Here is an 11204-nt window from a genome sequence, read left to right as displayed (position 1 = left end):
CTCCGTGTGGGGTGTGTGCCCCCCCCCCCCGCCCCCCCCCCCGCCCCGGGGGGGGGGTGGGGGGGGGGGGGCCCGCGGGGGGGGGGGGGCCCCCCCCACGGGGGTGCGCGGCGCTGCGGGTCAGCGGGTCGGCAGCACCTGGGTGTGGTCCTTCTGGACCGCCTGGAGGCTCTGCGGGTCCAGGCCCAGCAGGGACAGGATCGTCGGCGCGATCTGGGCGGTCTTGACCGGAGCGGACTTGGTCACGCCCTGCGAGGTGCCGGCGCCGGAGACGACGAGCGGGACGTTCAGGTCGTCGGCGTGGGCGCCGCCGTGCTCCGCGATCTTGCCCTTGCCGCCGGTGTAGACCACGCCGTACTTGGCGATACCGAACAGGTCCGGCACGCGCGCGTCACCGGGCTTGACGCCGAAGTAGTCGGCAGCATCCTTGCCGGCGTAGACCTTGCTCAGGCCACCGTTGGTGAACGCCTTCGGCTTGCCGTTGATGTCGTTGCCCTGGCCACTCTGGGCCAGCAGGTACTTCTTCGCGAACGAAGTGGCCTCGGCGGAGCGGTCGTTCAGCCACAGCAGCATGCCGTCGTCGTCGACGGAGTGCGCGACGAGGTCACCGGCGCCCGGGTGCGCCTTCTTCCACGCGGCGTTGAGGCCGTCGAGGAGCGGGCCGTCGTCGATGCGGGTCAGGGCGTTGGGGTCGGTCGGCGACTGCCCGTGCTTTGCGGACAGGACGATGTCCGTGCTGGAGGCCAGGCCCTTGGCCTGGATCTCCTTGACCATCGCACCGACCTCGGTGTCGACGAAGTCGAGGTTCTTCTGCAGCAGCGGCCCGGGGACGCCCTTGGAGGCGTAGCCGCCCTTGAGGCCGTCGGAGGTGGGCAGCTTCTGCGCGGTGGAGACCGACTGGAAGTTCATGCCGAAGATCGCCGGGGTGCCGACCTTCTTGCTGCCGCTGTGGTCGTAGCCGTCGATCTCGTTGAGGACGGCCTTGACCTTGTAGCCGTCGAACTGCTCGGTGGCCTTGTTGTCGGTCGTCCAGTCACCGCCGGCGGGGTAGCCGGGGGCGTTGCTGTTGATCTCCGGGGAGAACTGGTCCTGGATGCCCGTGCCGGAGGGGCCGTTGAGGATGTCGTACGCGATGTGCTTGTCCGACCAGGCGGTCCCCAGACCGGCCTTACGGGCCACCTCGAAGACGGTGTTCACCTGCAGGTACGAGTGGGGGTAGACCGGCTTGCAGGTGTTCGGGTCGACCGGCAGCTTGCTCGGGTCGAGCAGGCTCTGCGGGGTGCCGGTCATCTGCAGGATGCTGCCGGGCAGGTTCTTCAGGCCCTGGCCGGCGTCGAGGGATGCCTTGTTCTTGTCCAGGCCCTCGGTGAGGTCCACCTCGGCACCAGGCTTGGCGCTCTTGCAGTTGGTGGTGCCGGCCGGGAGCAGGGCGTGGTTGTACACGTCGTCGTAGTAGACGCCGGTGGTGCCCGGGCCGCCGCCGGTGACCTGGGCGGTCATGCCGGGGAAGGAGTCCGAGGGCGTGGTGGTGTGCGCGTTGGTGTATTGCACGCCGCCGTGCACCTGCCGGGCCAGCGCGGACTGCGGGTGCTGGGCGATGTACCAGGCCAGATCCGACTGGTGCAGACCGTCGACGGACAACAGGAGGACGTGCTTGGCGGCTGCGGCCTTCTGCGGCGCGGCGGTGGCGCCGGTGAGCTCCGACGCCGCTGCGAGCGAGCCCCCGGCGAGGGTCGCGGCGACACCGAGGACGGCGGCCAGTCGTATGGAACGGCGGGTCACAAGTTACTCCAGTTGTTGCTGATGGCGCGGGCAGCGGTGCCCGTCATGAATAGCCGCCGGTTGTGTACTGATCGCGGCCAGAAATTGAACGCCCAACAAACCCGCCGTGTAGCCGTCCGCGCATGACCGCCAGCCGGGGGAACGGAAGTGAACAGAAGACGACCACGCCATTTGTCGCCGGGAGCCTTCGGGTCCGGACGGCCAGCCTTGGCCGACTGTTCGCCACAAGCATGGGATGTCGGCGCGACTACATAGCCCACGCCGCGACAGCCGTACGGTAGATGCGTACCGGAGAGGCGCGGGGGCCGGGAGGACGACGGCGATGCGCACGACCTACCGCCAGGAGCTGGCCACGATCAGCGACCGGCTGGTCGAGATGACCCGGATGGTCGGCACGGCGATGACATGGGCGACAACGGCGCTGGTCGACGCTGACCTGTCCACGGCCGAGAGCGTCATCGAGGCGGACCGTAACATCGACGACTTTCAGCACGATCTGGAGCAACGCGCCGTCGACCTGCTCGCCCTCCAGCAACCAGTAGCGACAGACCTGCGCATCGTGGTCACCAGCTTGCAGATGAGCGCCGACCTGGAGCGCGCCGGGGACCTCGCCCGGCACGTGGCCGAGGTGGCCCGGCGACGTTGCCCGGAGCCAGCGGTACCGGCCGATCTGCGCGCCACGGTGCTTCAGATGGGGCAGGTCGCACAATACGTGATGGCCAAAGCAGGCACGGCGCTTGAGACCAAGGACGTGCACATGGCGCTAGAGCTGGAATCTGACGACGCGATGGACGAGCTACTCCGTCAGCTCTTCACGCATCTGCTCGACGAGCGCTGGCACCATCGGGTGGAGACATCAGTTGATGTCACCTTGTGCGGCCGGTACTACGAGCGGTTCGCCGACCACGCCGTAGCGGTGGCCAAACGCTTGGTGTACCTCGTCACCGGCGAGTACGCAGACACTCCCGTTTGAAAGCGCGCTACAGCTTGAGAGCGTGTTCTGCGAGAGTTCGGCGATTCTCGTCGTGTCAACACGATCCTCTACCAGGCCCGCACCGGCTGCCAGTGGCGCTACCTGCCGCACGACCTGCCGCCGAAGAGCGCGGTGTACTACTACTTCGCCCTGTGGCGCGACGACGGCACCGCCGAGACCATCCACGACCTGCTGCGCTGGCAGGCCCGCGAAATGCGCAAGCGGCACGAGGACCCCACCGGCGTCGTCCTGGACTCCCAGACCGTGCGGGCCTCGGCGAACGCACCGAAGGACACGACCGGGCTGGATCCGGGCAAGAAGAGCCCGGGCCGCAAGCGGGGCATCGCCACCGACGTCCTCGGCCTGATCATCGCGGTGGTCGTGACCGCCGCGAGCGTGCACGACAACGCGATCGGGATCGCTCTGCTGGACAAGGTCGCCGCCGCGGCGGCCACGGTGACGAAGGGCTGGGTGGATGCCGGGTTCAAGCAGGCCGTGGTCGAACACGGAGCCGACCTCGGCAACGACGTGGAGATCGTCCAACGTGAGCCAGGGGCAAGAGGGTTCACCCCGGAACCGAAGCGGTGGGTGGTGGAGCAGACGTTCGGCACCCTCATGCTCCACCGCAGACTCGTGCGGGACTACGAGACACTGCCGGCCAGCTCGGTGGCGATGATCCACTGGTCCATGACCGACGTCATGCTCCGCCGCCTCACCCGCACCGCCACCCCGACCTGGCGCGATGCACCCCAGGCGAGCGGGAGCGGGCGGTGAGACAGCTCCTGGACAAGATCGAGACCCGGCAGCAACTGGTGCGCGAGACCATCGAACGACTGCGCGCGCAGATCACCGAGCTCACCGAGCAACTCGCCACTGCCGAGCACACCTTGGAGCGGCTGGAGATCACCCGCGAGACCGTCCTGGAACTGGCCACCGAGGACGGCACCCCTGCCCCTGAGTCGCTGCCGCCCGGCTACCGCGACATCCTGACTCTCTTCGAGCAGAACGGGGACGGGCTCCGCGCCAAGGACGTCTGCCACACGCTCGGCCTCGGCATCGAGCCGCGGCACACCGAGGGCATGAGGGCCAAGCTGAAACGCCTGGTCAACCGCGACCTCCTCACCGAGCCCGAACCCCGGCCTGTTCACCCTGACCCAGTCGGCACCGGCCGCCCCAGAGACCAACTCAATCTGAAATCAGACGAACACCCACAGAACACCCTCTGAGACCAGGCCCGCGGGGCTGTGGGGCACCAACGGAGGTGCCCCACGGTGCCGTTTCCGGAGTCTGTAGGTGTCGCAGCGCCGCCGTGCGCGCGTGTGCGCGCAGGGCCTGCCCAGCATCGTTGCCGCGGTGTCGGGCCGCTGGTTCGCCGGGTGCCGGCCCAGCAAGTGCCGCCAGCGCAGTGGCGTACCGGCGAGGGGGCGGGTGGTCAGGCCGGGGGTCGGCGGGAAGGTGGCCTGGCACAAGCCCACCGCGCGGCCCACCTGCGCCAGGTGTGCGCAGGAGGCGGTGTCCGTCTCGTACATGCGGCGGGGGATGCCGACTCACCAAGTGGGCCAACGTCAGGAAGGGGACAGCACCCAGACAGCACACAAGCCCTGCGAGCCAACGGATTCACCGATCGTTCAGCCCGGCATACACACCTGTCCGGCCCCGACTCCGCGGTCACCCCACCTACACCAAGATCATTGAATGTCTGGCTGCCATGCCTGCCGGAACGAATCTGGCTACGACTGCAGGGCGGGGGTGTTCCTGATGAGGCTGTCGAATCCCAGCGGGGGGTGTCCGAGCAGCTCGGCGATGTCGTTCGTGGCGCGGTCGTACCGGTTCTCGCTGTGCAGCCGCGCCATCGTGGCGATGTGCTCGAAGACATGGGGCGGCAGGTCCTGACTCTTGAGGTCGTGTTCCAGCCACTCCTCGTACGGCACGTCGACGTAGCTCACGTCATGGCCCAGGGCGGTGGAGAACTCGGCAGCGATGGTGGCCATGTCACGGGAGCGCGCCCCGGTGAGCTCGTAGACCCGGCCGGACGACGGAACCGGGGCGAGCAGGAGGCATGCGATGGCCTCCGCCACATCTGCTGCGGCGACCGGGGAGGTCCGAGCGGAACCAAACGGGAGGCGGATCGTTCGATCCCGCAGGATCGAGGCGACGGCGACCCGGGCGAAGAGCGGGTTCTCCATGAAGACTGTGGGTCGGACGTGGACGACCGGCACCCCCGACCAGTCGAGGACGCGCTCGGCCAACCAGTGCAGCCGCTGCTGGTGGGACTCGGTATCGCTGGTGAGGTCCATCTGCGAGACCGTCATCTGCGAGATGCTGACCAGCAGCTCAAGGCTGCCACCCTCCCGGGCGGCCGCAGCGATCGTCGTTGCGGCCTCCAGATACGCGGGCGACACGCTCATCCCGAAATAGGCCCGGCGGCAGTCCGTCAGCGCCTCCACCACGTCGGCGCCACGGGTGAGGTCGCCGACCACCACCTCCACGCCGGCCATGGCCCGCAGGGCCGAGGCCCGTCCGTCGTCGTGGTGCACGAGAGCCCGGACCGGCACGCCTTTCGCATGCAACCGGTCGAGGATCGCTCGCCCGACTCCGCCGACGCCGCCACCAACGCCGGTGACAAGAACGGGTTGGACGTGCACGGAAATCGCCTCCTGCTTTCCGGACCGGGGTGCCCGGTCAGCTCGGGACGGTCCCACCCTAAAAGGCTGTCCAGTGGATCGCCCACGCAGCCACCGCCGGATTGCGGCGAAGGCGACCGCGCCGTGGGAGACGTACTCCCCCTTCCAGGCAGGGTTGCCCTGACGCGGAAACCCTTGAGCGCCACGCTGGAGTCGATCCCGCCCACAGCGCCACGCCTGCCTGGACGTGCGGCAGGCCCCTCTCCCACATGCCGTCCGCCGACCACCGGCGCTACCGCTCGTACGCCGTCTTCCACTTCCCGACCTGCCTTGGAAGGTACGTCACGGAATACCGTCCGTAGCCGGACTCACGTGAGGATTCGTTCGCCCCACTGGGTGACCGAGGCCGTGGCCAGGGGCATCCGAGATGCGGTCGCGTGCCCTATGGCGCCCGCGTCATACGGCACGCAGGCTGGGGGCATGGACACCATTGCGCTCGGCGGCGTGGAGATCACCCGTGTCGTGGAGCTGCCCGCCAAAGGACGCGCCCGCGACTACGTCTTCCCCGACGTGCCCGTCGAGCACTGGCAGGCGCACGAGAAGTGGCTCACCCCCACCTTCCTGGATCCGGCCGCCGACGAGATCCACATGATGATCCAGACCTGGCTGATCCGCAGCGAAGGCCGGACGATCCTGATCGACACCGGCGTCGGCAACGACCGGGAACGCCCGGCCATGCCGTCCTTCCACCATCTGCACACCGACTACCTCGGAGAGCTGGCCGCAGCAGGCATCCGCCCGTCCGACGTGGACACGGTGATCTGCACCCATGTCCACAGCGACCACGTCGGCTGGAACACCTGCCTGACCGACGACGGAGCGTGGCAACCGACCTTCCCCAACGCCCAGTACGTCATCCCGCGCGCCGACTTCGACTACTGGAACCCGATCAACGGACACCGGACCCGCTCCGGCCGTCAGATGGCCAACGTCTTCGAGGACAGCGTCGCCCCCGTGCACCAGGCCGGGCAGGCCACGCTGTGGGAGGAGGGCGACCACTACGACATCGACGGCCAGCTCCGCATCGAGCCCGCCCCCGGCCATACGCCCGGCTCCTCCGTCGTATGGCTGCGGTCGGGCACGGAACGCGCGGTGTTCGCCGGGGACTTGCTGCACAGCCCCTTGCAGATCGCGGAACCGGACGACTGCCCCAGCTTCGACGAGGACGAACCCCGCGCACGCAACAGTCGACGCCGGGTACTGGCGGAGGCCGCAGACCGGGGCGCCCTGCTGTTCCCCGCACACTTCCCCGGGCCGGGCGCGGCCGAAGTACGTCGCGCCGGCGACCGTTTCGCAGTGAAGGAGTGGGCGGCATGGCACTGAGCCCGCTACGACGCTGAGCGCGCTACGACGCATGCTCGGGTGGCTTGGCCCTGCCCGCCACCCCGCCGGACCGGAGCAGCCAGCCCACCACCTGGCTGAATGGGGGTGGCCTGGCGGTATCCGTCAGTGCCGTCGAAGGCGTCGTCGGATGCGCCTGCCAGAGCTGACCGAGGCGGCGGCCCGCATCGGGCGGGCCCTCGGCTGCTGAACGGGCGGCGGCACGTGCCTTGTGCTCACATGGCCCGCCACCGGGCGAACGCCTCCCGGATGTCGTCCGGCGCGTGCGTGAGCGCGTCGGTGTCGGGATCGGCCGGGGTGGCGTGCGGGAGGTGGACGAGCAGGTCGAAGGCGTCCAGGGGGTTGTGGTCGGCGTAGAAGGTGCCGTAGCGGTGCTGGGTGACGGCCCGTAGGGCTGCGGCGTCGGCGGGTGGGAGGCGCCGCAGGTCGGTCGCGAAGGGGCCGTGGTGGCGTGCCGCCATCAGCGCATCGAGGCTGCCGGGCTGCGGCGTCTCCTCCAGGTCCGTGAAGAGCGTGCCGGTGTAGAAGCTGGGGCTGGTGTTGAGGGTCCGGCCGGTCGCCGAGGTGGTGCCGATGGCCAGGTAGCCGTCGCCCAGCCGGTCGGCGAGGTGCATGCCCAGCGTCGTCGGGGGCACGACGGGCAGATTGTCGGGGCAGCGTTGGACATGGCCGTTGTGGGCGGCGAGGACGATCCGGTCCTCCCGGCGCAGGATCCACTCGACGGTGTCCGCGAGCGTGGCCTCACGGTTGTGGAGGGCTCCGTCGTGGTGGCCGCGGGCCAGTTCGCGCAGCATCGCGTCGAGGGCGATCGTGGTGCGCAGCGAGCGGAGCGCGCGGTCGTGGGCCTCGGCCGTCGTCCGTCGCACGTGGTCCAGGCGCCGCGAGGTGAGCCGGGCCGAGAGGTCGGCGAGGCCCGCCGTGAGGGCGTCCTTGGCTTCCGGGGCGAGGGCCTTGTAGGCAGCCATGGCCGCGGGCGCGGAGAACGCGGAGGCCGCCGCGAAGCCGGCCGCGGTCTGGCGCAGGCCCGGATCGGGGGAGAACTCCGGGTCGGCTTCAGCGAGGTGGGCGAACACCGCATCCAGGCCGGGGAGCAGGGAGACCATCGAGCCGGGCAGGTCGATGCCGTAGAAGCCGACCGGACGGGCGGCCGTTCGGTTGTGCTGCCGCAGCCACTCCAGATGGGCGCGCTGCGGCGTCCACAACCCCATCAGCGAGGTCAGTCCGTCCGCCATGGCCCGGTCGGGCCGGCCGTCACCTCCACGGACCCAGGCGTCGGCCTGCCACCCCTCGACGAATCCCGACTCCAACGCGTAGGCGCCGAATCCGTGCCGCTCCACCAGATAGCGGCACAGGCGGTGGCGGAGCAGGAACGACTCGTGGTGGTAGTGCGCGCTCTCGCCGATCGCCACCACTCGGGCGTCTCCGATCGCCCGATCGAGCCAGGCGAGGTCGTCCAGCGGCGCGGTCGGATCCAGTTGCAGCGGAACCACCGCCTCGTCACTCAGTCGAAACGGCGTCGCCGTTGGTTCTGCGGTCATGCCCCGATCCCCCTAACTGGCCCTGGCCAGCTTGCAGTTCCAGCAGGGGGAACGTTAGTGGACGTGAGCAACCGTCCGGCATCGCGACGACGGACGGACCGACTGACTGACAGTTCGCTGGTCGCTGGTCGCTGGTCGCTGGTCGCTGGTCGCCGGGCGTCCGCCGTATGCCGCCTGCCGTCCGTCGCCGAGTCGGCCGGTCAGCGATGCGGGACCGCGCGACGTCCGGGGCCAGCCTCGGAGTTGGCCGCGTTTAAGGTGGATTGCCACCCAACTGGGAGGCCCACTGGCAACGGACTTCGAGGTGAGGAACTTGACGCATACGAAGCGGACGGAAGACGCCGGGCAGGCGGACGGGGGAGCGGTGGGAAAGGGCGGGCGACGTATCCCACTCCTCCTGGCGATCGCGGGCTTCGCCTACGCGCTCGACCTGTGCAGCAAGTTGTTCGTGGTCGAGAAGTTGGAGTATCACGCGCCCGTTCCGGTGCTCGGCACCTGGTTGGAACTCCGCGTGATGCGCAACTCCGGCGCCGCCTTCGGCATGGGTGGGGCGATGACCTTCGTGTTCACGCTCATCGCGGTGGCCGTCGCCGTGGCGATCGTGCGCCTGGCGCGTAAGCTCCACAGCCTCCCGTGGGCCATCGCGCTGGGCCTGCTGCTCGGTGGTGCCCTCGGCAACCTGACGGACCGGCTCTTCCGTGCCCCCGGCGGCCTGCGGGGCGCCGTCGTCGACTTTCTCGCGGTCCGCGGCTTCAGCGTGATGAACTTCGCCGACTGCGCGATCGTCTGCGGGGGCGTCCTGATCGTGTACTGCTCGTTCCGTGGCTGGGAGTTGGGCAACGCCGGGGCAAAGTCGGGTGAGGTGCCTGCCGAAGCCGCGCAATCATGAGGCCGGACGGCGCAGTACGGCACAGCACAGCACCGCGGGCCGGTGCGGCCCGGTGGCCCCGCCACGGAGACCTGAAGACCGGTGGTCGCACGGTGTGACTGGTGGGTAATATCGCGGCGAACGGCACTGGTTGGGGCGGGGCGAGGTACCCCCGGCCCGACGGGACCGTCCGACCAGCCCCGAGCCGTCAGCGATCACAACGGTGGTGTTCCATGGCAGATCATGACCTGACCGGGTTCGACCGGGAAACCTTCACCCACGGCGGCGTCACGCACCGCATCCTCCGGCGTGGCACGGGCCCCGCGGTGATCGTGATCGCGGAGATTCCCGGCATCACGCCGAAGGTCCTGGCATTCGCGGAACGGGTAGCCGCCATCGGCTGCACCGCCGTGCTCCCGGTGCTCTTCGGCACCCCCGGTCGCGATATGGACCCGGCCAACGTCGGGTGGTCGAAGTCCGCACGGTACGTCGCCGCGTCGATGCGGAAAGTCTGTGTGAGCCGGGAGTTCACGGTGCTGGCCACCGGCCAGTCCTCGCCCGTGGTGACCTGGCTGCGGGCCCTGGCGGCGCACGAGCACGAGCGCTGCGGAGGGCCCGGTGTGGGAGCCGTCGGCATGTGTCTGACCGGCGGCTTCGCCCTGGCCATGGCGGTCGACGACCGGCTGCTGGCCCCCGTACTGTCCCAGCCGTCGCTGCCGTTTCCCCTCACCAGGAGCCGGGCCGCCGGCATCGACATCTCAGCCGAGGACCTCGCCACCGTGCGGGGCCGCTGCGAGCGTGAGGGCCTCCAGGTGATGGGGCTGCGGTTCCGTAGCGACCGACTGGTGCCGGACGACCGGTTCGCGTTCCTGCGCCGCGAACTGGGCGATGCCTTCGTCGCCGTCGAACTACCGGACTCGGCGGCGAACCCACAGGCCGCGACGGCGCCGCACTCCGTACTCACCGAGCACCTCATCGACGAACCAGGCCAGCCGACCCGCGCGGCGCTGGACGCCGTACTGGACCTCTTCCGCACCCGTCTGCTCACACCGCACGGCGCAACGGACCCGGAAGCGACGGCCGCGCAGAGCGCGGAGTAATCCGGGGGCCACACCGCGGCGTCAGCACACCACAAGCTGCGAGCCGGACAACCTGCCGCCAGGCACCACGAGAATCGCCCCGAGCCGGCGCCGCGGCCTCCGCGACGAACTCCACCCCGGGCCTCCGTCCCCACGACCGGCCCGTACCGTCACGGCCGGTGGTTAGGGTGCCTGCATGACTGACGATCAGATACGGGCCCAGCAGACCCGGGCCGCCTGGGGCCGGATCGAGGCATGGTTGGAGGAACACGCCCCGCGGAGCCACCGGCGGCTGCCGGCGCCCGCCACCGAGGAGGCGATCCAGGCCGTCGAGCGGGAGCTCGATGTGGTGCTCCCTGCCGATCTCCGGGCGTTCTACACGCTCCACAACGGCACCGGCCCCGATGCGGACTTCGCGTGGCCGACCTGGGACGGTCCCCTGCCGATCCCGCAGGACCAGTGGGATCCGGAGCGGGATCCCAGCGGATACCTGCTGCCGGACGGCGGGATCGGTCCGGTGGGATGTCTGCCGTACTGGGCCGGCGGGCCGGGCGGGTACGCGGGCGAGGGCGATCCCGAGCAGCGGTACGTGGCGTTCGTCGCCTCCGACCCGGACGGGTTCTACGGGCTGTTCGCGGACTGCACTCCCGGGGAGGGGTACGGCACGCTCGGCTGGTATGCGGAGGCCGAGGCTCCCAGTCCCGGTGCCTGGCCGTCGTTCGCCGCCTATCTGACCGAGGTCGCGGACGCGCTGTACGAACGGCGGTGCGCCGGCTCGGACCGGGTGGTGCCCGGCGTGGTGGAGGAGTGTCTGCAGTGGGACGATCCGCAGTCGCCGGTGGTGGAGGGCTGGCGGCCGTTCGACGGATGACGCGGACGCAGACAGCCCGGGCCCGTCCCATCCCATCTCATCCGGTCCTGTCCTCCGGCCGCCGTCCC

10 protein-coding genes and 1 pseudogene are annotated in these 11204 nt (G+C 69.9%); 7 read left to right on the top strand and 4 right to left on the bottom strand.

The window, feature by feature from the left end; translation table 11 throughout:
* Positions 1-120: 120 nt before the first annotated feature.
* Positions 121-1782: an alkaline phosphatase family protein gene (locus ACFVT2_RS12990; RefSeq protein WP_390016077.1), complete on the bottom strand. Its 1662-nt coding sequence runs from the start codon at positions 1780-1782 to the stop codon at positions 121-123.
* A gap of 322 nt (positions 1783-2104) precedes the next feature.
* Between ACFVT2_RS12990 and phoU the strand changes: the two genes are divergently transcribed.
* Genes phoU through ACFVT2_RS12975 form a run of 3 tightly spaced genes read left to right on the top strand, consistent with a single transcriptional unit; the run spans position 2105 to position 3981 of the window.
* Positions 2105-2755 carry a phosphate signaling complex protein PhoU gene (gene phoU, locus ACFVT2_RS12985; protein WP_390016074.1) on the top strand — a complete coding sequence of 217 codons (651 nt, stop codon included), beginning with the start codon at positions 2105-2107 and terminating at the stop codon, positions 2753-2755.
* A gap of 27 nt (positions 2756-2782) precedes the next feature.
* Positions 2783-3529, top strand: a complete 747-nt coding sequence (locus ACFVT2_RS12980; protein WP_390016470.1) for an IS5 family transposase — start codon at positions 2783-2785, stop codon at positions 3527-3529.
* On the top strand, positions 3526-3981 hold the full coding sequence (locus tag ACFVT2_RS12975) for a hypothetical protein (protein WP_390016071.1): 456 nt from the start codon (positions 3526-3528) through the stop codon (positions 3979-3981). The genes ACFVT2_RS12980 and ACFVT2_RS12975 overlap by 4 nt, the downstream gene beginning before the upstream one ends.
* Here the strand turns inward: ACFVT2_RS12975 and ACFVT2_RS12970 are convergent.
* A pseudogene (locus ACFVT2_RS12970) lies at positions 3952-4293 on the bottom strand (LysR family transcriptional regulator); the annotation flags it as partial. The gene ACFVT2_RS12975 and the pseudogene ACFVT2_RS12970 overlap by 30 nt on opposite strands.
* A gap of 192 nt (positions 4294-4485) precedes the next feature.
* A complete protein-coding gene (locus tag ACFVT2_RS12965) occupies positions 4486-5400 on the bottom strand; it encodes an NAD(P)H-binding protein (RefSeq protein WP_390016068.1) in 915 nt (304 codons plus the stop codon).
* Positions 5401-5859: 459 nt separating this feature from the next.
* On the opposite strand from ACFVT2_RS12965, the gene ACFVT2_RS12960 reads away from it, so the two are divergent.
* A complete protein-coding gene (locus ACFVT2_RS12960; protein WP_390016065.1) occupies positions 5860-6762 on the top strand; it encodes an MBL fold metallo-hydrolase in 903 nt (300 codons plus the stop codon).
* Positions 6763-6995: 233 nt separating this feature from the next.
* Here the strand turns inward: ACFVT2_RS12960 and ACFVT2_RS12955 are convergent, their stop codons facing one another.
* Positions 6996-8318: an erythromycin esterase family protein gene (locus ACFVT2_RS12955; RefSeq protein WP_390016062.1), complete on the bottom strand. Its 1323-nt coding sequence runs from the start codon at positions 8316-8318 to the stop codon at positions 6996-6998.
* Between the two features lie 313 nt (positions 8319-8631).
* On the opposite strand from ACFVT2_RS12955, the gene lspA reads away from it, so the two are divergent.
* The 3 genes from lspA to ACFVT2_RS12940 all read left to right on the top strand — a co-directional run bounded on the left by lspA (position 8632) and on the right by ACFVT2_RS12940 (position 11136).
* Positions 8632-9207: a signal peptidase II gene (lspA, locus tag ACFVT2_RS12950; RefSeq protein ID WP_390016059.1), complete on the top strand. Its 576-nt coding sequence runs from the start codon at positions 8632-8634 to the stop codon at positions 9205-9207.
* A 212-nt stretch (positions 9208-9419) separates the two neighbouring features.
* Positions 9420-10286 (top strand): dienelactone hydrolase family protein, encoded by an 867-nt coding sequence (locus ACFVT2_RS12945; protein ID WP_390016057.1) that lies wholly within the window; start codon positions 9420-9422, stop codon positions 10284-10286.
* A gap of 175 nt (positions 10287-10461) precedes the next feature.
* Positions 10462-11136: an SMI1/KNR4 family protein gene (locus tag ACFVT2_RS12940; protein ID WP_390016054.1), complete on the top strand. Its 675-nt coding sequence runs from the start codon at positions 10462-10464 to the stop codon at positions 11134-11136.
* The last annotated feature ends 68 nt before the right edge of the window (positions 11137-11204 follow it).

This window comes from Streptomyces sp. NPDC058000, assembly GCF_042886435.1.
Taxonomy (GTDB): domain Bacteria; phylum Actinomycetota; class Actinomycetes; order Streptomycetales; family Streptomycetaceae; genus Streptomyces.
Note: the sequence above shows the minus strand (reverse complement) of the source record. Positions and strands in the feature narration are given on the sequence as shown.